Source organism: Limimaricola soesokkakensis (assembly GCF_900172345.1).
GTDB classification, from domain to species: domain Bacteria; phylum Pseudomonadota; class Alphaproteobacteria; order Rhodobacterales; family Rhodobacteraceae; genus Limimaricola; species Limimaricola soesokkakensis.
In genome coordinates this window covers 194,582-218,600 of the sequence record NZ_FWFY01000001.1, presented here as the reverse complement: position 1 = coordinate 218,600, position 24,019 = coordinate 194,582, and the positions used below count along the sequence as shown (strand labels likewise).

The following is a 24,019-nucleotide window of genomic DNA, read 5'->3' as shown; positions in this document are numbered from 1 at the left end:
TTCAGGCGACCGATTGCACCTCGGCGACGATGCCCTCGACCACTTGGACGAGCAGGGCGTCATCCTCGCATTCCGCCATCACGCGGATCAGCGGCTCGGTGCCGGATTTGCGGATCAGCAGCCGCCCCTTGCCATCCAGCAGCCCCTCGGCCTCGGCGATCGCCTTCTTGACCGCCGCCGCATCGAGCGGATCGTGACCGGGTGCGTAGCGCACGTTCTTCAGCAGCTGCGGCACGCGCTCGAACTGGCGCACAAGCGCCGAAGCGGGGCGGCCGCTCTCGATCATCGCCGCGAGGAATTGCAAGCCCGCCAGCAGCCCGTCGCCGGTGGTGGCGTAGTCGGTCATCACGATGTGCCCCGACTGTTCGCCGCCCAGGTTCCAGCCACCGCGCCGCATCGCCTCGACCACATACCGGTCGCCGACCTTGGTACGCTCAAGCTTCAGCCCGCGCGCGGTCATGAAACGCTCGAGCCCGAGATTGCTCATCACCGTGGCGACGAGCGTGCCGCCGCGCAGCCGGTCCTCCGCCGCCCAGCGCCCGGCCATCAGCGCCATAAGTTGATCGCCATCGGCGATCTGGCCGGTTTCGTCGATGATCATCACCCGGTCGGCATCGCCGTCGAGGCAGATGCCCAGATCCGCCCCCTCCTCCAGAACCCGCGCCGCGGCATGGCGCGGCGCGGTGGAGCCGCAGTTCTGGTTGATGTTGGTGCCGTCGGGGTCCACTCCCACCGGGATCACCGTCGCGCCCAACTCCCACAGCACTTCGGGGGCGACCTTGTAGGCCGCGCCGTTGGCGCAGTCGATCACCACCTTGAGACCGTCGAGCCGCTTGCCCTGCGGAAAGGTCGATTTGAGCCGCTCAGCATAGCGGAAACGGCCGTCATCGACCCGCTTGGCGCGGCCGATATTGGCGGCCTTGGCGGGCTCCACCTGGCCTGCCACCAAAGCCTCGATCTCGGCCTCAGCCTCGTCCGACAGCTTGAAACCATCGGGCCCGAAGAACTTGATGCCATTGTCATGATGCGGGTTGTGGGACGCCGAGATCATGATGCCCACATCGGCGCGCATGGAATGAGTCAACAACCCCACGGCAGGCGTCGGCACCGGTCCGAGCAGAAGCGCGTTCATGCCCGTGGAGGTGAGACCGGCGGTCAGCGCGTTCTCGAACATATAGCCGGAAAGCCGCGTGTCCTTGCCGATCACGACGCGGTGGCCGTTCGAGCCGTCATTGCGGAAATAGCGCCCGGCGGCAGCGCCGATCCTGAGCGCGACCTCGGCCGTCATAGGCCAGGTATTGGCGGTACCGCGCACCCCGTCGGTGCCGAACAGCTTGCGTGTCATGGCTCTTCCCTCATCAATGCGTGCTGCAGGTCGAGCGCCTGCCGCGTTTCTTTTATGTCATGCACCCGGATCACCTGCGCGCCCTGTCGCGACGCCCAGAGCGCCACGGCGATCGAACCGGGCATCCGATCCTTCGGCGCCTCGGCGCCGCCGATCGTACCGATGAAACGCTTGCGCGAGACGCCAATCAACAGCGGCAAGCCGAAACCATGAAATGCGGTGAGTGACCGCAGGAGCATGAGATTGTGGCCGAGATCCTTGCCGAAGCCGATCCCCGGATCGACCAGTATCCTGTCGCGAGCGATTCCCGCGGCCACCGCCGCCTCGATCCGGTCGGTGAGCGCTTCCAGTACCTCGGCGAGCACGTCATCGTAGCGCGGCGCGCGCTGCATCTCCTGCGGCGTGCCCTTGGCATGCATCAGGCAGATCGGCACGCCCGCCTCGGCCACGACCCCGGCCATTCCCGGATCATGGGTCAGGGCCGAAACGTCGTTGATCATGTCGGCGCCTTCGGCAAGCGCCGCGCGCGCCGTGGCGCCATTGCGGGTGTCGATGGAGATCGGCACGGTCAGACCGGCGGCGCGCAAGGCGGCCACAACCGGGACCACGCGGGCCATCTCCTTTTCCACCGCCACCACCTGCGCGCCGGGGCGGGTCGATTCGCCGCCGATATCGAGTATCTCAGCCCCTTCCTCGACCATTGCCCGCGCCCGCGCCACCGCCTCGGCACGGCTCGCATGGTCGCCGCCATCGGAAAAGCTGTCGGGGGTGACGTTGAGAATGCCCATCAATCGCGGCCGGTCGAGCGAGAGCCCGCATAGCTTCGGACGCGGCGCGCTCAGCCGCTCGATCGTCGCCGCGTCGAGCCCTTGGGCTGCGATCTCTCGCCCCTCCTGGTCGAGCACATGCGCAAAGCGCAGCCCCGTCATGCCTGCTAGGGGCAGGCCACGCTCCGGCCCCAGCGGCCAGAGAGGCAACGGCACCATCGGCCTCATGCCGAACCGAGAGACCGAAGCGGTCGATCCGTGGAGGGGGCCGCAGCCCCCACGAGGAGGATTTCCCGCGCATCGAGGGTCTCGGCCAGCCAAGCCGCGAGATCCGCGCCTGTCGTGCTCTTTGGCCCGGCAACCGCCGAGACGGCCATGCGCGTCGGCGCCCAGAGGCTGGGTGCCCCCTTGCGCTGCGCCCAGTCCAGCTCGGTGCGGTTGTCGCGCACCTCGATTTCAGGCAGCAGCGCCGACAATCGCCACGCGGCTTGGTCGAGTTCCAGAAGTTCGATCCGGCCCCGCGCGGCGGCGTCCGTCACGTCGGGCGCGACGCGCGCCGCTTCGACGCACAAGACCAGCGGGCCGGTTTCCGCCAGCAATGCGTCGCGCCAGTCCCCGGGCCGCGCGGCTGCCTCGGCGGAGATCAGCGCCACGACGGGGCGCGGTGCGGCGCTGGGCGAAACGCTGCTCGGACCGGAGCGGACGATCTCTACCCCCAACGCACCGGGGCCGCGGTCCAGCTTGCGGATGCGCACGAAGACCCGCTCGGCCTGCGGCTCGGCAAGAATGCGGTCGGCAATGCGCTCGGCCAAGGTCTCGAGCAGATCGAGGCGCTCCGTGGCGAGCGCGTCGGACACCGCCTCTGTCAGCCGGTCATAGGAAAGAATGCGGTCCACATCGTCGCCAGCCGGCGGGGCCGGGCGAAGCTCGGCCACGATGTCGAAGGCGAGACGCTGCGTGGCGCCACGTTCGGCGCGGAAGGCGCCGATTTCCACCTCGACCACATGGTCATCAAGCAGGATACGGTCCCGAAGCGTGTCGGCGGTCGCCGCGGCGCGCGCCCGAGGGTGCGCGAAGGCCTGGCGGGTTTCATCGGTCATTTGGCCACTCCGGGCTTGCGGGCATGGGGCATCTAACCTCCCCCTGCCGGCCCGGCAAGCCGTTGACGCCCAGCTAGCGCCTCAGTTCGAAGCAGTGCGGGTGGCCTCGCGGTAGAACAGATGCGCGCCGATCGCGGCCGTGCGGGGAATGCGCCCGGCCCAGGACGGGTTCACGGCGGTGGTGTGGTAATGGGTGGCGCCGGCAGTCAGCTCGCGCGGGCCGTCCTCGATCATGATCGAGGCGATCCGACCCAGCTTGTTCCAAGAGCGCTGGTCATTGACCGTGTCCGGGATGCCGTCGCAGGTATAGGAAAACTGGCAGGCATATTTGCGGCCGGTTCCCTGGTTCACCACCTTGCAGATGGTGTCGGGATAGTCCGGGCTATCCACCCGGTTCAGGATCACCTCGGCGACCGCGAACTGCCCTTTCACGGATTCACCGCGCGCTTCGAAATAGAGCGCTTCGGTGAGGCATTCCCACTGGGCATCGCCCTTCGCCGAAGGCTGCGAAGCCAGCAGAACATCGTAATCCTGCTTGCCGTTGCTGATGGCGGTCTTCAGCCCCCGATCGGCAGCGGCAGGAAGCGCATCCCCGTCAGCCACGGCGGGAACAATCTGGCCCGCGTCGCGTTGATCGCCCAGAAGCAGGGAAAGACGGGTGTCGGCCGCAGGCGCGGCAGCGACTCGGGTATCCGCCTTTTGCGCCGCGACGAGGCCATCCTCGCCCGCGCTGGCTGGTGCTGCGGCTACAACCGTCGCAAGACAAGCCATCGCGCCAAACATGGGCAGGCGCAAAAAGTTCAGTTGCTTCATGATGATGTCCCCGGTTCCTCGCGGTCTGCCCCGCGCTGGCAGGGGGGACCTATGGGATCGAGGACGGGGTGTCTACCTTAAGGTCAGGAACCCCGATGGAACCGGCGAATCTCTGCCAGAATGGCAAGCGAAAAGTCGCCATTTTCTCAGAAAAAACGTCCGACCGTGACTTTTTCGTCGATATCGAGCCGCTCGCGCAGCGCCAACTGCGCCGCGCTGAGGCGCGCCACCGGTACCCGGAATGGCGAACAGGACACATAATCAAAGCCCTGCTTGCGGCAGAACTCGATGGCGCTGCGCGATCCGCCATGCTCCCCGCAGATCGACAGGGTCACGTCGGGCCGCCCGGCGCGACCGCGTTCGGCGCCGATCTTGAGCAGCTCCCCCACCCCCTCGAGATCCAAGCTGTGGAACGGGTCCTCCTCGTAGACCCCGTTCTTGACGTAGATCGACATGAAGCGCCCCGCGTCGTCGCGCGACAACCCGTAGGTCATCTGCGTGAGATCGTTGGTACCGAAGGAGAGGAAGGCCGCGTGCTGAGCAATATCGGCGGCGCGAAGCGCCGCGCGCGGCGTCTCGACCATTACCCCGAGCCGGTAATCGAACTCGACGCCGGACTGGGTGCGCACCTGCGCCGCGACCGCATCGATCCGCGCCTTGACCAGCTCGACCTCGCGCATTGCGGATACGAGCGGGATCATCACCTCGGGCACGACCGGATCGCCATCGCGGCTGGCCTGCACGGTGGCCTCGAAAATGGCGCGGGCCTGCATCTCGTAGATCTCGGGCACAGTAATGCCGAGGCGCACACCCCGCATGCCGAGCATCGGGTTGTACTCGGTGAGCGCCGAGACCCGCGCCTCGACATCCGACAGCGACACCGCGAGCCCGTCCGCCAGATCCCGCAAACCGGCCCGGTCCGAGGGCAGGAACTCGTGCAAGGGCGGGTCGAACAGCCGGATGCAGACCGGCTGACCCTGCATGATCTCGAACAGCCGCGCGAAATCGGCGCGCTGCATTGGCAGGAGCCGCTCCAGCACGGTCCGGCGCGCCGCCTCGTCCTTGGCGAAGATCATCTCGCGCATCATGCCGATGCGCCCTTCCTCGAAGAACATGTGCTCGGTGCGGCACAGCCCGATACCCTGCGCCTGGAAATTGCGGGCCGTCTGGGCGTCGGCCGGTGTGTCGGCATTGGCGCGCACACCGATGTCGCGGAAGTCATCGGCCCAGTCGAGCAGCCTGCGGAAAGCGCCATCCAGCACCGCCTCGAACATCGCGGGCTCGCCCGCCAGCACCTCACCCGAGGTGCCATCAAGGGTGATGATCTCACCCTCCGACAACCGCCGCCCGCCCGGCGCGATCACCTGCCGCTTCTTGCGGTCGATGGTGAGATCCGAAGCGCCGACCACGCAGGGCAGCCCGAGGCCGCGACCGATCACCGCCGCGTGGCTGGTGATGCCGCCGCGGATCGTCAGCACGCCTTCGGCCGCGTGCATGCCTCGAATATCCTCGGGCGTGGTCTCGCGCCGCACCAGGATGCAGGGCTCGCCGCGCGCCGCCGAAGCCTGCGCCGCGTTGGCCGAGAACACGATCCGGCCCGTGGCGGCGCCGGGCGAGGCGGCGATGCCCGACACTACGAGGTCGCGCGGCGCCGAAGGATCGACATGGCGGTGCAGCAGCTCGGAAAGCGCCTGCGGCTCGACCCGCAGCACAGCCTCCTCACGCGGGATCATCCCGTCCTCTGCCAAGGCCACGGCGATCCGAACGCTCGCGCGGGAGGAGCGCTGCACCCGCACGGCGTCGAGCACATGCAGCTTTCCTTCCTGCAGTGTGAACTCGATCTGCATCTCCTCGCGAAGCCGCTCGCGGCACAGATCGCCCATGCGCAGAAGCCGCGCGAAAGCATCGGGGCACAGCTCCTCGAAGGAGGGGCCGCGATCGTCGCGGGTGAGGTAGATCGCCCCCGCCCCAGCCTTGAGCGCGTCGCGGCCCTGGCTTTGGCTGAGGTAACGGCCGGTGACCTGCGGCAGGCCGGTGAGGCTGTCGACGAACTGGATCACGCCAGAGCCGCATTCACCCTGCCCGACGCCAAGCGCCATCTGCTGTACCACGAGGCCGAGCCCGGCATCGGCGGGTGCGCCCTTGGCCTGACGCAACAGCCGCGCCGTGGTCCCCTCCCAAGCGCGGGCCATGGAGCGCAGGACTTCGCAAAGCTGTACGCTCGGATCCTGGGGGAACGGCTCGTCGGCCTCGACCTCGTAGGCGGCAAGCATCGCCTGCAGCGCATCCGGACCGGGATGGTCGGGAATGTCGAAGCTATCGGGATCGAGCCGCGCGACATGAACGGCCCAGCTCTGGATGAAGCGCAGGTAGAGCGAGGTCGCCGCCTCTTCGCCCAACTCGTCGCACATCCGGGCATGGCGGCTGTCGTTCATGCCGATATTGAGAATCGCGCCCGGTCCGCCCCAGTCGGGGTCCTGGCTCGACGGCCGCACCGACAGGAGCGGCGCCTCGCCGAAATGGCGCATGATCTCGTCCATGTCCGGCATGCGACCATTGGCGATGGCATGCACGCAAGAGAAGGACAGCGCCACCGTGGTCGGCAGCGGAAGGTCCATCCGTACCAGCCTTTGCAGGCATTTCGCGCGGCCGCCATGGCGCGCGGCCGACATGTCGGCCTCGGGGGTGATCAGCAGGATCTTCGGGTCGCGCGGAAATTGCTGCACTGCGGCACTCCTTGATAGCCGCAAGATAGGCCGTGCAAGGCCTTCCGCCAAGCACGGCCTTCGTATCGGGCGATCAGCCCTCGATCTTCGACAGATCCGCGACCGATCCGCAGGTCGTGCGGATCCGCGACAGCAGGTTCAGCCGGTTGCGCCGCAGCACCTGATTCTCGGTGTTCACCTGCACCGCTTCGAAGAAGGCGTCGATCGGCGCCCGCAGGCTCGCCATCGCGGCCATGGCGCTGGCGAAGTCCTCGGAAGCCATCGCGGCATCGATCTTCGGCTGCGCCCCGTCGAGCGCGGCAAAGAGCGCCTTTTCCTCGGAGCCTTCGGCGAATTTCGCGTCGGCACCAAAGGAATACTCGACCCCGTCCTTCTGCTCGGCCTGGGTGAGGATGTTGTTGGCCCGCTTGAAGCCCTGCGTCAGGTTCTCGCCATCCTCGGTCTTGAGGAACCCCGCCAGCGCCTCGGCCCGCGCGACCAGCAAGGTCAGATCGTCATTGCCGGGCATGGCGATGCAGGCGTCGATGACGTCATGCGGGATGCCCTCGGCACGCAGATGCACCTTGAGGCGGTCGTGGAAGAAGGAGAGCAGGTCCTCGACCTCGGCATGGCCATCGGCCTTGGCGATCAGCTCCCGCAGTTGCAGCCGCAGCCCGTTCGACAGCACCAGACGGATCACGCCCAACGCGGCGCGGCGCAGCGCGAAGGGGTCCTTGGAGCCGGTGGGCTTTTCCTCGATCGCCCAGAAGCCTGCCAGCGTGTCGAGCTTGTCGGCCAGCGCCACCGCGACCGAGACCGGAGCGGAGGGCACGTCGTCGGAGGGGCCGAGCGGCTGGTAGTGCTCCTGCGCGGCGGCGGCGATCGCCGGTGAAAGCCCCTGCGCCTCGGCATAGTAGCGTCCCATCAGACCCTGAAGCTCGGGGAACTCGCCCACCATCTCGGAGCGCAGATCGGCCTTGGCCACCTTCGCCGCCCGCTCGGCGTCGTCGGCGTCGGCCGAGACACGCGGCGCGATTTCGCGCGCCAGCGCCGCGATGCGGGCAACCCGGTCGGATTGCGAGCCGAGGCGGTTGTGGAAGGTCACGTTGGACAGCCCCTCGCCCATCGCCTCGAGACCGCCCTCCTTCACCACGCGCAGATCGTTCTCCCAGAAGAACTTGGCATCCGAGAGACGCGCGGCGAGCACCTTGCCGTTGCCGGCGAGGATGGTGGCGCCGTGATCGCGCGTCTCGATATTGGCGACGGTGACGAAGCGGGTGATCTTGCCCGATTTCGGATCGCGCACCGAAAAGAACTTCTGATGCTCCTTCATCGAGGTCTGCAGCACTTCCGGCGGCAGATCGAGGAACTCGTCGCCGATCTCGCCCATCAGCACCACGGGCCATTCCACGAGCCCTGCGACCTCGTCCAAGAGTCCGCGATCCTCGACCAGTTCGAGCCCCTGCGCAAAGGCCTGGCTGGAAGCCTCGGACCAGATCGTCTCGGCCCGTTCCTCGGCGCGCAGCAGCACGCAGCCGCGCTTCAGCTTGGCCTCGTAATCCTCGAAGGAGCTGACCGTGAATTCGTCTGGCCCCATGAAGCGGTGGCCGCGCGTCACGTCACCGGCCGCGATCCCGTCGATTTCCATCGGCACCACCCGCGCGCCCTGCTCATCCGAGAGCAGGCACAGGATCGAGTGCAGCGGCCGGACCCAGCGCAGGTCGCCCGCACCCCAGCGCATCGATTTCGGCCAAGGGAAGTTGCGGATCGCGCCCTCCAGCACCTCGGCCACGATCTCCTCGGCCGGGCGCCCCTTGTGGGTGATCTTCGCGAAATAGGCTTGGCCCTTCTTTTCGTCGCGGATCTCGAGCTGATCCATGGTCAACCCGGTGGAGCGCAGGAACCCCTCCAGCGCCTTTTCCGGCGCGTCGGTGCGCGGGCCCTTGCGCTCTTCGACGGTGTCGCGGCTTGCCTCCGAGAGCCCCTCGACCGAGAGCGCGAGGCGGCGCGGCGTATGAAAGGCCCCGGCCGAGGCGTAGGTGAGACCCGCCTCGACGAGGCCATCCGTCACCATGCGCTTCAGATCCTCGGCGGCACGCGCCTGCATGCGGGCCGGGATTTCCTCGGAAAACAGTTCGATCAGCAGGTCGGGCATCAATAGGTCCCTTCGGGTGGGGTCGGGCAGCCGGCGGGGGCCGGGTCGCCGTCGAAGACGGTTTCGCCGCAAAGGTTGATCTGGTTCCAGGCGAGGCCGCGCCCGTCGGGCATCACGACGAGGATCCGGTCGATGCCGTAGGGCTCGTTGAGCTTCCAGGCATAGGCGCGGGCCTGCCCGCTCTCGAGCGCCTCGCCGACCTCGCGCGCGTCGAAGCAGTCGAACCAGCCGGGCGCGACCAAGGGCTCGGCGTTCTCGTGTTCGATGGCGTGCTCGAAGGGCGCGGCATCCTCGATCCGCATGCAGGCCCGGAAGCGTATCGGCGAGCTGTCGCTGTCGATCGCGCGCAGGTCGGAGACCGCGACGCGCACAGGCGCGGCCCGGTCATCGAGCACCACGACCTCGCCCACCTGCGCGGGCGTCAGCTCCTCGTAATAGGCATAGACCTGCAGGTACCACATCAGCACGCCCGACAGGAGCGCGAAGGCCAGCAGCGCCGAGATGACGATGCGGGTGATCATGCGGTGGCGCCGCCCGCCTCGGTGGTGACGAAGGCGTCGGCGCAGGCCTTGGCCAGCGCCCGCACGCGTCCGATATAGGCCTGCCGCTCGGTCACCGAGATCACGCCGCGCGCGTCGAGCAGGTTGAACAGGTGGCTGGCCTTGATCGCCTGGTCATAGGCGGGGTGCGCCATGACGATGCGCTTGCCGGTGCGCGGGTCATCGGCGGGCTGGCTCAGGATCTTCGCGCATTCGGCCTCGGCATCCTCGAAATGCCGCAGCAACATCTCGGTGGTCGCGGTGTCGAAGTTGTGGCGCGAATACTCTTCCTCGGTCTGGCGGAACACGTCGCCATAGCTCAGCGCGATCGGCGCGTCGGGGTCGTTGAACGGCATCTCCATGACGTGGTCGACGCCGAGCACGTACATCGCCAGCCGCTCAAGCCCATAGGTCAGCTCGCCAGAAACCGGACGACAGTCATGGCCGCCCACCTGCTGGAAATAGGTAAACTGCGACACTTCCATACCGTCGCACCAGACTTCCCAGCCCAAGCCCCATGCGCCCAGCGTCGGGCTTTCCCAATCGTCCTCGACGAAGCGGATGTCGTGCAGCGAGGTGTCGATGCCGATCGCGCGCAGCGACCCAAGATAGAGATCCTGCAGATCCTTGGGCGAGGGTTTGATGATGACCTGATACTGGTAATAATGCTGCAGCCGGTTCGGGTTCTCGCCATAGCGCCCGTCGGTCGGGCGGCGCGAGGGTTGCACATAGGCCGCGGCCCAGGGGTTCGCGCCCAGCGCGCGCAGCGTCGTCGCCGGGTGGAAGGTGCCCGCCCCCACTTCCATGTCATAAGGCTGCAGCACGGCGCAGCCCTTGGTCGCCCAGTAGGACTGGAGCCGCAGGATGATCTCCTGGAAGGAACGGGGAGCATCGGTCATCTGGGGGCCTCTCGCCGGGTCACGGATCGCGGGCCTGCTTACGGCGCGGCGCTCAGAGGGTCAATCATGGCGCCGCGGCGCAACAGGCGAGGCCACTGCGGCGCTTTGGCATGGCCCACCCCGAGGGCGGTGCTATGCTCTTCGGCCAGATCCAGCAAAACGGGACGCGCGATTCACATGAAACGACTGCTTGCAGCCCTACTCGCCACCGGCTTCTTCTCGGGGCCCGGCTGGGCCCAGGATGGCGGCGTCTGGCTGCAGGTCGAAGCGCGGCCGACGCTGAGCCAGGCCGAGGCCCGCGCTCGCGCATATGCCGGGCGGTTCGACGCGGTGTCGGGCTATGCGTTGGGCTCGGGCTGGTACGGCATCGCGCTGGGTCCCTACGATCCGGACGAGGCGCGTCGGCTTCTGGGCGAACTGAAGGCCGCGGGCGCGATCCCGGGCGACGCCTTTGTGGCCGATGGCACCCAATATCGCTCGCGCTTCTGGCCGGTGGGTGCGCGCGGCGATGCGCCCGGTCGCGCATCTGCCGCGACCGCTCCGGACGGCGCGGCTGCGCCCGAAACCGAGGCGACCGTCGCCCCCGCGCCATCCGAACTCCCTGCCCCCGCCGCGCCGCGCGAGACCTTGGCCGAAGCCCGCGCCTCGGAGGCACGGCTCGACCGCGCCGCGCGCGAGCAGTTGCAGGTCGCCCTGCGCTGGGCCGGGGTCTATGACGCGGCCATCGACGGCGCCTTCGGGGCAGGCACGCGCGCCGCGATGGCCGAATGGCAGCGGCAGAACGGCTTCGAGGCGACCGGTGTGCTCAGCTCGAGCCAGCGTGCGGCGCTGATCGACGCCTACGAGGCCGTGCTCGACGGGCTCGGGCTGGAACTGGTGAGCGACGATCAGGCCGGGATCGCGGTAGAGATGCCGACCGCACTGGTCGCACGCGGCGAGGTGCGGCCACCCTTCGTGCATTACGACGCGACCGGCGATTTGGACGCTCAGGTATTGCTGATCTCGCAATCCGGCGGCGCCAAAAGGCTCGCCGGGCTCTACGAAATCATGCAGACGCTGGAAATCGTGCCACCGGAGGGCCCACGCGGCCTCGACGCGCGAAGCTTCGTGATCGAGGGCGCGGACGCAAACCACGTCACCCATGTCGAAGCCGCGGTAATCGACGGCGCGATCAAGGGCTTCGCGCTGATCTGGCCCGCCGGTGACGAAGGCCGTCGCCAGCGGCTGCTGTCACGGATGCAGGCAAGCTTCGCAGCGCGCCCCGGCGTGTTGGAACCCGCCGCGGTGCCCGCCGACGAGGCGCAGTCGATCGATCTCGTGGCCGGGCTGGAGCTGCGCCGGCCGCTGCGCGAGCGGGCCGGCGTCTTCGTCGACGAGGCCGGTACCGTGGCGACCGCGGCCGAGGCGGTGGCGGGCTGCGGCGACGTGGCGATTGACGGGCTGCGCGGTGCCTCGGTCGAGATGGCGGATGCGGCCTCCGGGCTGGCGCTCCTGCGTCCCGCCGCGCCGCTGGCGCCGCGCGGCATAGCCACCTTCCAGACCGGTGTGCCACGGATCGGCGACAAGGTGGCGGTGGCGGGCTTTCCCTATGGCGGAGCGCTGTCTCTCGCGACGACCACCTTCGGGCGGCTGGCCGACATCAGGGGCCCGGGCGGCGAAGAGGACCTCAAGCGGCTCGAGTTGAAGACCCAGCCCGGCGATGTAGGCGGGCCGGTGCTCGACATGGGCGGCGCGGTGCTCGGGCTCTTGCTGCCGGGCGACCGGCAGGAGGATCGTGTGCTGCCCGACGACGTGGCGCTGGTGCTGGAGAGCGAGACGCTGCTCGACGCGCTCGATGCCGCCGGGATCGAGGCCAAGCGCAGCGAGGCACGGGTCGAGGACACGGTTCAGGCGGTGGCGCGGCGCGCGGGCGAAATGACGGCCCTGGTGAGCTGCTGGGAGTGAGCCTCAGAACAGATCCGGCGTGAGCCGGATCAGGGTCGGCCCATCGGCCCGGAACGCGCGCTCAAGCGCCGGGCCGATTTCATCGAGGCTTTCGGGCGCTTCGGACAGCGCCCCCCAGGCATGGGCCAGGGCGCAGAAATCCGGGTTGCGTTGATGCACCGCATTCGGCGCGATCTGAGCGGCCCGCATGCTGGCCTCGATCTCGCCCAGCTGGCCATTGTCCCAGACCACGATCGGCAAAGGCAGCCCAAGCTCGACCGCCGTTCCAAGCTCGGGGATCGTGTATTGCAGCCCGTAATCCCCGGCCAGCGCAACGACCGGCAGATCGGGACGGCCCACCGCTGCGCCGATCGCGGCGGGCAGCGCATAACCTAGAGTGCCGAAGCCCGAGGGGTGATGCCACAGCCCCGGCGCGGGCGCGGGCCAGGCCTCGACCGCCGCGTAGGCCAGCTGGGTCATGTCCGAGAACACCATCGCTTCGCAGGGCAGCGCCGCGCGCAGTGCGTCGATCACCGGCAACAGGCCGGGGCGCTCGGCGTCGATCTCGGCAAACCAGCGGCGCCGCGCGGCATCGACCCGATCGGGCTGCCACTCCGCAATCGGGGCACCCGGCCCCAGCGCCTCGTGCAGCGCCGCCAACCCCGCGGTCGCATCGCCCGCCAGCCGCAATTCGGAGCGCCGATCGGCGGCCAGGATCGCGGGGTCGAGGTCGAGGCGGATCACCCGCGCCGCCGGATCGAAGCCCGGCGCTTCGCGCCACAGGTCGGTTTCCGACAGGGCGCAGCCCACGATCAGCACCGCATCGGCCCGGCCGATTTCGCGGGCGCTGCCGGGGCGCGCGAGAAAGCTGCCGTAATGCAACGGGTCGCCGGGCGCGATGACGCCGCGCCCGGCAATGCTGACGAAGCTCGCGGCGCCGAGCCGCGCGACCAGGGCCCGCGCCTCGGTGGCGGCCCCGGCGGCACCGCCGCCCAGGATCAGTAGCGGCCGCCGCGCCTCTCCAAGGATACGTGCGGCCCGCCTTACCAGTCCGGGATCGGGGGCGCGGGGCGGCGTCGGCTGAACCGGCGGCGGCGGCGGCGGCGCCCCGGCCTCGAGCAGCGGAATTGGCAGTTGCAGATGGACCGGGCGCGGGCGCCGCTCGGCAAAGCCGGTAAAGGCGCGATCGAGCAGCGCGTAGGCGTGTTCGGCGTCGCGCGCCTCCTCGGACCAGGCAGTCACCGCCGCCGCGGCACCCCGCTGGTCGCGCATCTCGTGCAGCCGGTGGTCGGACGGACCGCCATTCGGCAGGCAGGAGGAGATCGCAAGTACCGCGACGCTGTCGGACCAGCTCTGGCCCAAGGGCGTCATCAGGTTGCACAGGCCGGGCCCGGAGATCACGCAGGCCACGCCGGGGCGCCCGGTGGCGCGGGCATAGCCGTCGGCCATGAAGCCCACGCCCTGCTCGTGCCTGGCCAGAACGTGGCGCAGCCCGGCGGTGTCGAGGCCGCGATAGATCTCCTGGTTGTGGACGCCGGGGATGCCAAACACCACCTCGACGCCGCGATCGGCCAGGGCCGCCGCGATCTCCACCCCTAGCGGGCGACCTTCTGCACCGGACCTGTTCATGAGCGCCAGAACTCCCTCGTGACCACGACCAACACCACCAGAAGCTCCAGCCTGCCGATGAACATGGCGATCGTGAGTATCCATTTCGCCGCGTCGGGCAGCGGCTCGAAATTGCCGGCGGGCCCGATGATCGGCCCGAGGCCAGGACCGACATTGGCGATCGACGTCGCCGCCCCTGACACGCTGGTGATGAAATCAAGCCCGGTCAGCGACAGCAGTACAGAGGTGATGCCGATCGAAACGATGAACACCACGAAGAACGACATCACCGAGGACAGCGCATCGGGCGGCACCGGCCGGCCGTCATAGCGCGGAGTGAAGATTCCGTGCGGCTGGTGGATCTTGCGGATCTGGGCCGAGATCGATGCGAAGAGGATCTGGTAGCGGAAGATCTTGACCGAGCAGGCGGTTGATCCGGCGCAGCCGCCGATCAGCCCGATGAAGAAGAACATCGCCACCGGGAATGGACCCCAGGTCATGTAGTCGGCACTGGCATAGCCAGTGCCGGACATGATCGAGATCACGTTGAACAGCGCCTCGCGGAAGGCCTGCTCGGTGAAGCCCTGGCTGTAATCCGCGAGCGACAGCGTGATCAGCAAAACGCAGACGAGGATTACCAGAAAGAAGTCACGCACCTGGGCGTCGCGCAGCAGGGGCCGCGCCTGCCCCGCCGCGAGCTGGACGTAGCGGACGAAGGGCAGTGCCGCGAGGAACATGAAGGCTGCGCCGACATAGTGCACCCCGGCCCCGTAAGCGGCAAAGGAGGCGTCGGAATTGGCAAAACCGCCGGTGGCGATGGTGGTCATCGCGTGCACCGCCGCGTCGAAGGGGTCCATCCCGGTGGTGATGTAGGCCAGCATGCAGGCCAGCGTCATGCCGACATAGATCACCGAGATGCCGCTCGCGATCTCGGCGGCACGAGGCAGGATTTTGCCCATGGTCTCGAAAGCCTCGGAACGGAACACCTGCATGCCGCCGACCTTGAGCTCGGGCAGAAACACCATGGCGACGACGATGATGCCGATGCCGCCCAGCCATTGCAGGATGCCGCGCCACAGCAAAAGCCCGCGCGGCAGATCGTCGAGGCCGACGAGCACGGTTCCACCGGTGGTGGTGATGCCCGACATCGCTTCGAATAACGCATCGGTGATGCTGCTATCGGTGACGCCGAGGATGAAGGGCAGCGCGCCGAAGCTGGGCAGCGTGATCCACACCGAGGAGGTGATCAGGAAGGTCTGCCGCAGCGTGAGCCGCGGCTTTACCCCGTTCTGGCACGACAGCGCCATCAGCACGCCTGTCAGAAGCGTCAGCACCGCGCTTTCGAGGAAGACCGGCCAGTGGCCATTGCCGGCGGCGATATCGGCCAGCATCGGGCCCAGCATGGTCAGGCCAAGCACCGACAGAAGAAGGCCGTTCACGTATCCGACGGGGCGCAGGTCGATCATGTCGGAGCGTTGGCTTAGCCCCTTCGCCCTGTCAAGCGAAGGGAAAATACCGTCGGAAGGCGTGGCAAGAGCGCCGCGCCTGCCCTGCCCGGATCAGCCCGCGTGCAGCAGGCTGGCGAAGAGCTGCGGGTCGAGGCTCTCCTGCGCGAAGGTCGGCCCCTCGGTCAGCAGGCTGACCGCGTCATGGCTGTGCAGGCTCTCCTGATGGCTCGCCATGACCCGGAAATCGCCCACGCGCTCATCGGCCAGGAGTTGCTCGGCAAAGAGCCGGGCCGCGTCCTCGACGAAGATCGGGTTGGCGGCGTTGAGCTCGGCAAAGGCCTGCTCGTCCTCCCGCTTGACCATCACCTGTGTCTCGGTCGGCACCGCGGCGCGGGCCATCTCGACCAGATCCTCGAACCACAGGACCGGCCCCGGATTGACCACCACCGAAAGCCGCGCGACCGAGCGCTGCGAATGCGGCGTCGCGAGCTGGCCGCGGAACTGGCGGGCATGCTCCGACAGCTCCAGCGAACAGGGGCAGGTCGAGGAATAGACGTAGTCGAGATGCACGATCCGCTTGGCCACGCCGGCCTGTTCGATCAACTCGAGCGTCAGGTCGTAATACTGGTAGCCCGAAAGCCCCGAACGCAGCGACGGGCGCAGCATCGGGAAGCGCACCCGCATCTGGATGCGCGCATCGAAGCTCTTGAGATCAGCGATGTAATCGGCCAAAGCCGTCTCGATCACCTCGAAGGAGAAGGTCTTGTCGGCATGGCGGTAGAAGGACCGCATGATGCGCGACATGTTGATGCCCTTTTTCTCGGCCTCGAGGCTCACCGTGCCGGTGACGCTGGCCTCGAGCGCGATGTCGCCGCCATCACGGGTGTGGAACTTGATCGGCAAGCGGAAGTTCGAGATGCCGACATGCTGGATCGGCCGCGCAGCGCCTCGGATCAGGCTGGCAGGCCCGTTCTGCAGGTCGGGCAGCATCTCCCGGTAGGCTTCGTCCACGACGAAATCCTCGGGATAGGCGCGGGCCAGTGCCGGGTAGTTCGACAGTTCCTGGCCCGGCAGCAGACGACCGACCAGCGGGTCGAGCGTCGCCACCTCTTCGGGGCTGGCCTGAGCCGCCCAGACGCGCAGCAACCGCAATGCCGCCGCCGCGTCGTCACGGCCGGGAGCGTCGGGGTTGGCGGGCGCCGCCGGGCGATGCAGATCACGTGTGGCTTGGGTCACGATACAAATTCCTCCGGCGGCGCGGCACTTAAGTATAGGTTTCTATACCGTTAGTGAGGGGTTGCTTGGCCTTTCCGTCAACCCTCTTTCGACATGGTTCGAACAAAATTAAAGCATTCCGATCGCCTGGCGCAAATCGGCGATCAGATCTTCGGCATCTTCGAGTCCGACCGAGAGCCGGATCAACCCGGGCGTGATGCCGAGCGCGCTCTTCTGGGCCTCCGGCAGCCGCTGATGCGTCGTCGAGGCGGGATGCGTGGCGATCGACTTCGCATCGCCCAAGTTATTAGAGATGATCACGATGTCGAGCGCGTTCAAGATCTTGAACGCGGCGTCACGGCTGCCCGCGTCGAACACCACCACCGTGCCCCCGGCGCCCATCTGCCGCATCGCGAGGTCGTGCTGCGGGTGCGCTGGCAACCCAGGATAGAGAACCTTGGCCAGCTTGCTTTCTTGCGACAGCGCTTCGGCAATTCGCATCGCGCTCTCGGCCTGAGCCTTGACACGGAGTTCGATGGTTTCGAGCCCCTTGAGCATCAACCAGGCGCTGAATGGTGAGAGCGAGCCGCCGGTGTGCTTCATGTAGGGCTCGACCACGCCGCGGATGTGCTCCTCGGTGCCGAGGATTACGCCGCCCAGCGCCCTTCCCTGCCCATCGATATGCTTGGTGGCGGAATAGACGACCACGTCGGCGCCCTGCGCGATCGCGTCGGAGAAGACCGGGGTGGCGAAGACGTTGTCGCAGATCACCTTGGCCCCTACCGCGTGGGTAAGCTCGGCCACGGCGGCGATATCGACCACCTCGAGCGCCGGGTTCGAGACGCTTTCGAAGAAGACCGCCTTGGTGTCGGCGCGGATCGCGGACTTCCACTCGTCGATGTTCTTGCCATCGACGAAGCTCACCTCGACGCCGTAGCGCGGCAGGATCTCCTCGAGGATATAGAGACACGAGCCGAACAGCGCCCGGCTCGACACGACGTGGTCGCCGGCGCGCAGCATCGAGGTCAGCGCACCGTTCACCGCCGCCATGCCGGAGGCACAGGCAAAGCCCGCCTCGGCACCTTCGAGGCTCGCGAGCCGCTCTTCGAACATCGCCACTGTGGGGTTGCCGTATCGGGCGTAGATGAACTCGTCGCCCTCGATCTTCACGAAGCGTTGCTCGGCGGCCTCGGCACTGTCGTAGACGAAGCCCTGCGTCATGTAGATCGCCTCGCTCACCTCGCCGTACTGGCTGCGACGGGTGCCGGTGTGAACGGCGCGGGTGCGCTTGCGATATTGGGTCATGTCATGGCCTCCGGGCCCAGTTGTTCCGGGCGGCGGGGCTGGCACGGCGCGGGGCCGCGCCCCGGCCCGGCGCCGCTGTCTGACGTGGCGATAGCCCCCGGCCCCGCTACGGTCAAGCGCACCGCCCTGCTTGCATCCGCTGCACCATGCGGCAACTCTTCGCGCAACGCAGCCAGAGGACCGCCCATGCCCGCCCCGATCGATCTGCATTACTGGCCCACGCCGAATGGCTGGAAGGTCTCCATTGCGCTCGAGGAGATGGATCTGCCCTACACGGTGCATCTGGTCGACATCGGCGCGGGCGACCAGCGCCGCCCCGAGTTCCTCGCGCTCTCGCCCAATGGCCGGATGCCCGCAATCACCGACCCCGATGGGCCCGACGGCGCGCCGATCTCGATCTTCGAAAGCGGCGCGATCCTGCAGTATCTCGCGCGGAAGACCGGGCGCTTCTGCGGCAGGATCGAGCGCGAGCGCATCGCCGTGGACCAATGGCTGATGTGGCAGATGGGGGGCTTGGGCCCGATGGCCGGACAGGCGCATCACTTCCTGCGCTATGCACCCGACATGACGCCGCCGCAGGACATTCCCTATGCCAAGGATCGCTACAGGTCCGAGGTGGCGCGGCTCTACGGCGTGCTCGACCGGCAGCTCGCCCAAAGCGAACACGTCGCGGGTCCCGACCTCACCATCGCCGACATGGCGATCTTTTCATGGGCGCGGCTCTGGCAGCGCCAGGACCAGGACATCGAGAATTTCCCGCACATGAAGCGTTGGCTCGACGCGCTGGAGGCCCGGCCCGCAACCGCGCGCGGCGTCGCGCTGCATCTCGACAAGCGTCAGGCCAGCGCCGATCGCGACCAGCAAAAGCACATGTTCGGCAGCCGCTGAACGCGATGCCGCCGGGCCCTCTCGGCACCCGGCGGCAACTTTGTTCCCGAAATACGCAAAACCCGCGGTCGCGGCTACTTCTCGGGCTCGATCATGTAGCGCTGCAGCGACGCGATCTGCAGCCACAGGAACAGGAACAGCGCCGCCGGGAAGGCGAAGGTCTCGATCTTGACCCAGAGTTCCTCGGTCTGGGTGCGCCAGACGATCTCATTGGCCACGGCGAGTCCCGCGAACATCGCGATGAGCCGCCGTGTCAGCAGCATCCAGCCCTCGTGCCGCATCGGCAGCGCCTCGCCCATCACCCATTCGAGCCAGCTGCGGCCCAACGCCAATCCGGTGGCGAGGATCGCCGCGAAGAGGCCGTAGACGATGGTGGTCTTCATCATGAAGAAACGCTCATCGTTGAACCAGGCGGTAAGCCCGCCGAAGAAGATCACCATGAAGGCGGTAAAGACCTGCATCCGGCTCAGCGCGCCGGTCAGCGCCCAGAGCGCCCCCATCGAGACCAGCAGGATCGGAATGAAGATCAGCGTCGCGAGGATGAAACCCGAATACTCAGTACCGGCGATCAGGAAGCTGTCATCCTTGATCCGCAGATAGACGAGGAAGAAGGCCAGGGTCGGGCCCAGCTCCAAAACCTGCTTGAGCCACGGGCTGATCTTGCGTTGCGCCATCTCGTTCCCCCTGTTCGGCGCATGCCCCGCGCCGCTTGCGGTGCCGTACATACGCATCCATGCGCGGTTCGACCAGTGCAGCGGACGCATGGGAACACGTGCCGGTGATTTCCGGTTTACCTGCAGATTGACGCAGGAGGTTACGATCCATGTTCGAGGCGCTGCAGACCGATCTCGCCACCGGGTTCAGGGCAACAGGCCCTTGGGTGGCGGCGATGCGCCTGCTGGCCGCGATCATCCTGAGCGGGATCATCGGGATCGAGCGCGAATGGCGCGGCAAACCCGCCGGCCTGCGCACCCATATCCTGGTCGGGTTGGCCGCCGCGCTGTTCGTGATGCTCGGGCAGGAGGTCACGCAGCTCGATTTCGGCGGCACCGACGACAAGCGGATCGATCCCCTGCGCCTGATCGAAGCGGTGACCTCCGGCGTGGCCTTCCTCGCCGCCGGGATCATCTTCACCGCCAAGGGCGAGGTGCGCAACATCACCACCGGTGCCTCGCTATGGCTCGCGGGGGCGGTGGGGCTGGGCTGCGGTGCCGGCCAGATCCCGCTCGCCGCGATGGCCTCGGTAATGGTGGTGATCGTTCTAATGCTTCTGCGCGAGGTCGAGCGGCTACTCGGCTGGCACGACTAAGCCAGTTCGCCCTCCGCGCCGGTGAGGGCGCGCGCGAATTCCTCTGGGTCGAACGGCGCGAGATCATCGATCTGCTCGCCTACGCCGATGGCATGGATCGGTAGGCCGAAACGGTCCGCCAGCGCCACAAGCACGCCGCCGCGCGCCGTGCCGTCGAGCTTGGTCATCACGAGGCCGGACACATCCGCGATGTTGCGGAAGATCTCGACCTGGCTCAGCGCATTCTGCCCGGTCGTCGCATCGAGCACGAGGAGCGTGTTGTGCGGCGCGTCGGGATCCTTCTTGCGGATCACCCGCACGATCTTCGACAGTTCTTCCATCAGGTCCTGACGGTTCTGCAGCCGTCCGGCAGTATCAATCAGCAGCAGGTCGGCACCATCGGCCTGGGCCTTGGTCATCGCATCGAAGGCAAGGCTCGCCGGGTCGGTCCCCTGCGGCGCCGTCATCACCGGTACGCCGGCACGATCGCCCCAGATCTGAAGCTGCTCGACGGCAGCGGCGCGGAAGGTATCGCCGGCCGCAATCACCACGGACTTCCCGGCCTCGCGGAACTGGCTGGCCAGCTTGCCGATCGTCGTGGTCTTGCCCGAGCCGTTGACGCCGACCACCAGCACCACCTGCGGCTTCTTGGGGTAGAGCGGCATCGGCCGGGCTACCGACTCCATGATGCGGGAGATCTCGCCCGCGAGCAGATCCTTGATCTCGGGCACCGAGAGTTTCCGGCCCATCCGGCCCTCGGCAATGTTGGCGGTGACGCGCAGCGCCGTCTCGACGCCCATGTCGGATTGGATCAGCAGTTCCTCGAGCCGCTCCAGCATCGCGTCGTCGAGCTCGCGCCGCGGCGCGGCGGCTTCCCCTCCCTTGCCGAAGAGACGGCCCAGAAGACCCGGCTTCTGCGCCGCCGGTTCCGGAGCCGGCTCGGGCTGCGGCGCGGCTTCGTGTGCGGGTTCCTCGCGCACGGGCGGCGCGGGTGGCGTCACCGGCGCGGCGGGCATGCCCGGCGTCACCGGCGGCGCGACGGGCGGTTCCGCATCCGGGGTCGCCGGGCGCGGGCCGGCGGGGGCGCTGGGTTCCGGGCGCGGCGCGGCCTCGGGGGCCGGTTCGGGCTGAGGTTCCGGCGGGGGCGCGGCGTGATCGGTCGTGGCAGGCTGCGTTGCCTCGACGGCTTCACCGCCCTCCCCGACGATTTCCTCAAGCCCGCGATCCAGCTTGGAGGATGAGGTGAAGAGCCGGTCTTTGAGTTTTCCGAAAAACGACATGCGCGGCCCGGTCCTGCTGTCTTTGAGAATACCTTCTCCACCTAACCATTGCGGATCATCTTGGAAAGGGAGGCATGTCCGTGCGTTTGTCACTGCACTGCGCGCGCAGAACGCCCGGCGACCCTGCTGTCCAATCGGGGCAGAGATGGCCAGCGATGGATTCGCCCGTGGCGGAATGGCGCGCAACCTCTGCAAAAGGGCTGGCGGTGCAGGCGGCGGGGTGAGAGCCTGAACGCATGATGTCGCTTCGCCTGATCGCCCTGATGACCCTCGCCGCCCTGCCCTTGCAGGCGCAGGAGGCTGAGCCGCTGAGCCCCGAGGAGTTTGCCGCCCGGGTGCAGGGCCGGACCCTGACCTACCAGAGCGGCGGCGCTCCCTATGGCATGGAACGCTACGGGCCCGACCGACAGGTGACGTGGTCCTTCCTCGACGGGCGCTGCCTCGACGGGGAATGGTACCCCAATGCGGGTGCGATCTGCTTTGCCTATGAGGACGGCACCGGCCCGGAATGCTGGCGCTTCTACGACCGGGACGGACGGCTCAGCGCCGAGTTCATCAACGACCCGGACATGCCGCAGCTCTACGAGACCCAGGACAGCGAGACGCCGCTATCGTGCCAGCCGGAGGTCGGCGTTTAGAGCAGCGTGCCCTGCTCGGGTGGCGTCACGGGCTTAGTGGCGCGCTTGGGCTTGGCCCCCTGCCCGACCTGCAGCCGCCCATCACGGAACTCGATCTCCAGCGCCGTAGCCGCCTGCGCCTCAGACAGGTTGGTGACTACATGGCCGTCGCCGCGCACCACCGCATAGCCACGTGCCAGCGTCGCCTCGTAGCCCAGCGTGACGCGCAGCCGCTCGAGCGCTGCGAGACGCTCGCGCTGGCGCTCGAGGCGCGTGGTGACGAGGTCGGGCCGCAGACGCGCCGCGAGACGCTCGAAATCCCGCCGCTCTCGCCGGAGCGCCGCGTCGAGCGCCGCCGGGTTGAGCCGCAGCCCTTCGAGCCGCAGCCGCTTTTGCGCCAGCCCGGCACGATGCGCGCCCGGCAGCCGTCCCGCGGCCGCCTCCAGCCGGTCGCGGCTGCGTTCGACGGCGCGGGTGACGAGGCCGGGGCGAAGCGGGTGGTCCGACAGCTCGATCCGTTTCTTCGCGATGGCGGCGCGCAGCGCCCCGGGCAGCCGTGTCTCGAGCGCGTCGAGCCGCTGCGCCGGTGCCATCAGAAGCGCCTCCGGGCGCGGCAGAGCGCGTGAAAGGTCGCGCAATCGTTCTGCCCGCCGATCGAGGCCCGCATGCGTGCATTGCCCCAGCCGTGCGCCGAACTGCGCCAGCACCGCCTGCAACTCGGCCCGCACCGGCACCGCGATCTCGGCTGCCGCCGTGGGGGTGGGCGCGCGACGGTCGGAGGCGTGATCGATCAGCGTGGTGTCGGTCTCGTGGCCGACCGCCGAGATCAGGGGGATCGCGCTTTCGGCCGCGGCACGGACCACGATCTCCTCGTTGAAGCCCCACAGGTCCTCGATCGAGCCGCCGCCACGCGCCACGATCAGAAGATCGGGGCGCGGCAACGCGCCGCCCGGCGACATGGCGTTGAAGCCGCGGATCGCTGCGGCCACCTCGGCGGCCGAGGATTTCCCCTGCACCGCCACGGGCCAGACCAGCACCTTGCGCGGAAACCGGTCGCGCAGCCGATGCAGGATGTCGCGGATCACCGCCCCCGTCGGCGAGGTGACGACGCCGATGATCTCGGGCAGATAAGGCAGCGGTCGTTTGCGCGCGGCATCGAACAGCCCCTCGGCGGCCAGCGCCTGACGTCGCTTTTCCAGCATCGCCATCAGCGCGCCGGCACCCGCCGGGACCACCTCCTCGACATTGAGTTGGTAGCGCGATTGCGGGCCGAAGGTGGTCATGCGGCCGGTGGCGATGACCTCCATCCCCTCCTCGGGGCGATGGCTGAGCTTGGCGACCTGCCCCTTCCAGCTGACCGCGGCCAGAACCGAGCGGTCGTCCTTCAGATCGAAATACATGTGGCCGGTGCGCGCCACGGTGACGCGGCCCACCTCGCCGCGCACCCGGACATGGCCGAACTCGCCCTCGATGGTCTTCTTCACCGCACCCGAAATCTCGGAAACGGTGAACTCATGCGCGTTGTCGCCCGCCTCGGGAGCGTCGTCTTCGAACAGGTCCATGCGCTCTGTCTGCACCAGAGCGGCGCGCGGGGCAACGGGGCTAGAACCCCGGCTCGACCTCGTCGCGGCTGCCCGTCTCCACCTCTTCGAGCCACTCGGAATAGGCCCTGTCGGCGAGGTCCCTCATGAAATCCTCGATCCCCTCGGCCGAACTCATGTCCAGTTTGACCTGACCGCGCGTGGTGGCGAACAGGAAGTCAGCGGCACCGAACAATCCGACCGCGAATTCGGCGCCCCAACTCGCGTTCAGATTGCCGCCGTAGAACCCGGCGCGCGCCAGTTCCTCCTGCATCGCGCGACGCTCGGCCGGCGGAAACTGCATGAATATTTCGGACAGGGAGGCATGGTCGGCGGAAGCCGCAGGCACGGCGAGCGCCGCGACGACGGCCGTTGCCGCAATGAAATTATTGAATCGCATAGGAAATCCGCCCTGTCCTCTCCTCGTTATATGCGGTCGCCTGATTATATAGCCATGTTCAATAGACCTGGCTCTCGGCTTCGTTACCGATCGGCCACATGATTGCCCAAGGGGCAGGTCGCGCATAGAAGCGGCGCCGATGGT

General features: G+C 67.9%; 20 protein-coding genes. 4 read left to right on the top strand and 16 right to left on the bottom strand.

Features of this window, described 5'->3' with window-relative positions:
* Position 1: 1 nt before the first annotated feature.
* From glmM to LOS8367_RS00960, 8 genes are all read right to left on the bottom strand, one after another.
* Positions 2 to 1,345 carry a phosphoglucosamine mutase gene (gene glmM, locus LOS8367_RS00995; RefSeq protein ID WP_085894583.1) on the bottom strand — a complete coding sequence of 448 codons (1,344 nt, stop codon included), beginning with the start codon at positions 1,343 to 1,345 and terminating at the stop codon, positions 2 to 4.
* Complete coding sequence (gene folP, locus LOS8367_RS00990) at positions 1,342 to 2,331, bottom strand: dihydropteroate synthase (RefSeq protein WP_370737688.1); 990 nt, start codon at positions 2,329 to 2,331, stop codon at positions 1,342 to 1,344. Before folP ends, glmM begins: the two co-directional genes overlap by 4 nt.
* Positions 2,332 to 2,336: 5 nt before the next feature.
* Complete coding sequence (locus LOS8367_RS00985) at positions 2,337 to 3,212, bottom strand: dihydroneopterin aldolase (RefSeq protein ID WP_085894581.1); 876 nt, start codon at positions 3,210 to 3,212, stop codon at positions 2,337 to 2,339.
* An 81-nt stretch (positions 3,213 to 3,293) separates the two neighbouring features.
* On the bottom strand, positions 3,294 to 4,025 hold the full coding sequence (locus LOS8367_RS00980) for a cell wall hydrolase (RefSeq protein WP_085894580.1): 732 nt from the start codon (positions 4,023 to 4,025) through the stop codon (positions 3,294 to 3,296).
* A 146-nt stretch (positions 4,026 to 4,171) separates the two neighbouring features.
* Positions 4,172 to 6,697 (bottom strand): putative PEP-binding protein, encoded by a 2,526-nt coding sequence (locus LOS8367_RS00975; protein WP_165761372.1) that lies wholly within the window; start codon positions 6,695 to 6,697, stop codon positions 4,172 to 4,174.
* Positions 6,698 to 6,824: 127 nt separating this feature from the next.
* Entirely contained in the window at positions 6,825 to 8,885 is a 2,061-nt protein-coding gene (gene glyS, locus LOS8367_RS00970) for a glycine--tRNA ligase subunit beta (RefSeq protein WP_085894578.1), read from the bottom strand.
* A complete protein-coding gene (locus LOS8367_RS00965; protein ID WP_085894577.1) occupies positions 8,885 to 9,406 on the bottom strand; it encodes a DUF6446 family protein in 522 nt (173 codons plus the stop codon). The genes glyS and LOS8367_RS00965 overlap by 1 nt, the downstream gene beginning before the upstream one ends.
* Positions 9,403 to 10,323, bottom strand: coding sequence for a glycine--tRNA ligase subunit alpha (locus LOS8367_RS00960; RefSeq protein WP_085894576.1), 921 nt, complete (start codon positions 10,321 to 10,323; stop codon positions 9,403 to 9,405). Before LOS8367_RS00960 ends, LOS8367_RS00965 begins: the two co-directional genes overlap by 4 nt.
* Before the next feature lie 177 nt (positions 10,324 to 10,500).
* Between LOS8367_RS00960 and LOS8367_RS00955 the strand changes: the two genes are divergently transcribed.
* Positions 10,501 to 12,267: a trypsin-like peptidase domain-containing protein gene (locus tag LOS8367_RS00955; RefSeq protein ID WP_085894575.1), complete on the top strand. Its 1,767-nt coding sequence runs from the start codon at positions 10,501 to 10,503 to the stop codon at positions 12,265 to 12,267.
* 3 nt (positions 12,268 to 12,270) lie between these two features.
* Here LOS8367_RS00955 and LOS8367_RS00950 read toward each other — a convergent pair whose 3' ends face one another.
* From LOS8367_RS00950 to metZ, 4 genes are all read right to left on the bottom strand, one after another.
* Positions 12,271 to 13,875 carry a thiamine pyrophosphate-binding protein gene (locus tag LOS8367_RS00950; RefSeq protein WP_085894574.1) on the bottom strand — a complete coding sequence of 535 codons (1,605 nt, stop codon included), beginning with the start codon at positions 13,873 to 13,875 and terminating at the stop codon, positions 12,271 to 12,273.
* The gene (locus LOS8367_RS00945) at positions 13,872 to 15,320 is read right to left on the bottom strand and encodes a TrkH family potassium uptake protein (protein WP_085894573.1); all 1,449 of its coding nucleotides are present in this window, start codon (positions 15,318 to 15,320) and stop codon (positions 13,872 to 13,874) included. The genes LOS8367_RS00950 and LOS8367_RS00945 overlap by 4 nt, the downstream gene beginning before the upstream one ends.
* A gap of 93 nt (positions 15,321 to 15,413) precedes the next feature.
* Entirely contained in the window at positions 15,414 to 16,517 is a 1,104-nt protein-coding gene (gene folE2, locus LOS8367_RS00940; RefSeq protein ID WP_085894891.1) for a GTP cyclohydrolase FolE2, read from the bottom strand.
* A gap of 129 nt (positions 16,518 to 16,646) precedes the next feature.
* Complete coding sequence (gene metZ, locus LOS8367_RS00935; protein ID WP_085894572.1) at positions 16,647 to 17,822, bottom strand: O-succinylhomoserine sulfhydrylase; 1,176 nt, start codon at positions 17,820 to 17,822, stop codon at positions 16,647 to 16,649.
* Between the two features lie 186 nt (positions 17,823 to 18,008).
* On the opposite strand from metZ, the gene LOS8367_RS00930 reads away from it, so the two are divergent.
* Positions 18,009 to 18,710 (top strand): glutathione S-transferase N-terminal domain-containing protein, encoded by a 702-nt coding sequence (locus LOS8367_RS00930; RefSeq protein ID WP_085894571.1) that lies wholly within the window; start codon positions 18,009 to 18,011, stop codon positions 18,708 to 18,710.
* A gap of 74 nt (positions 18,711 to 18,784) precedes the next feature.
* Here LOS8367_RS00930 and LOS8367_RS00925 read toward each other — a convergent pair whose 3' ends face one another.
* Positions 18,785 to 19,384 carry an inner membrane-spanning protein YciB gene (locus LOS8367_RS00925; RefSeq protein WP_085894890.1) on the bottom strand — a complete coding sequence of 200 codons (600 nt, stop codon included), beginning with the start codon at positions 19,382 to 19,384 and terminating at the stop codon, positions 18,785 to 18,787.
* Between the two features lie 149 nt (positions 19,385 to 19,533).
* Between LOS8367_RS00925 and LOS8367_RS00920 the strand changes: the two genes are divergently transcribed.
* Positions 19,534 to 20,019, top strand: a complete 486-nt coding sequence (locus LOS8367_RS00920; RefSeq protein ID WP_085894570.1) for an MgtC/SapB family protein — start codon at positions 19,534 to 19,536, stop codon at positions 20,017 to 20,019.
* Here the strand turns inward: LOS8367_RS00920 and ftsY are convergent.
* A complete protein-coding gene (gene ftsY, locus LOS8367_RS00915; protein ID WP_085894569.1) occupies positions 20,016 to 21,278 on the bottom strand; it encodes a signal recognition particle-docking protein FtsY in 1,263 nt (420 codons plus the stop codon). The two genes, LOS8367_RS00920 and ftsY, sit on opposite strands and share 4 nt — an antisense overlap.
* Before the next feature lie 236 nt (positions 21,279 to 21,514).
* On the opposite strand from ftsY, the gene LOS8367_RS00910 reads away from it, so the two are divergent.
* Positions 21,515 to 21,916: a hypothetical protein gene (locus LOS8367_RS00910; protein ID WP_085894568.1), complete on the top strand. Its 402-nt coding sequence runs from the start codon at positions 21,515 to 21,517 to the stop codon at positions 21,914 to 21,916.
* On the opposite strand, the gene xseA is transcribed toward LOS8367_RS00910, so the two are convergent.
* Together xseA and LOS8367_RS00900 are read right to left on the bottom strand one after the other, a co-directional pair.
* Positions 21,913 to 23,457 (bottom strand): exodeoxyribonuclease VII large subunit, encoded by a 1,545-nt coding sequence (gene xseA, locus LOS8367_RS00905; RefSeq protein ID WP_085894567.1) that lies wholly within the window; start codon positions 23,455 to 23,457, stop codon positions 21,913 to 21,915. The two genes, LOS8367_RS00910 and xseA, sit on opposite strands and share 4 nt — an antisense overlap.
* Before the next feature lie 40 nt (positions 23,458 to 23,497).
* Positions 23,498 to 23,779 carry a hypothetical protein gene (locus tag LOS8367_RS00900; RefSeq protein WP_133056275.1) on the bottom strand — a complete coding sequence of 94 codons (282 nt, stop codon included), beginning with the start codon at positions 23,777 to 23,779 and terminating at the stop codon, positions 23,498 to 23,500.
* Between the last annotated feature and the right edge of the window lie 240 nt (positions 23,780 to 24,019).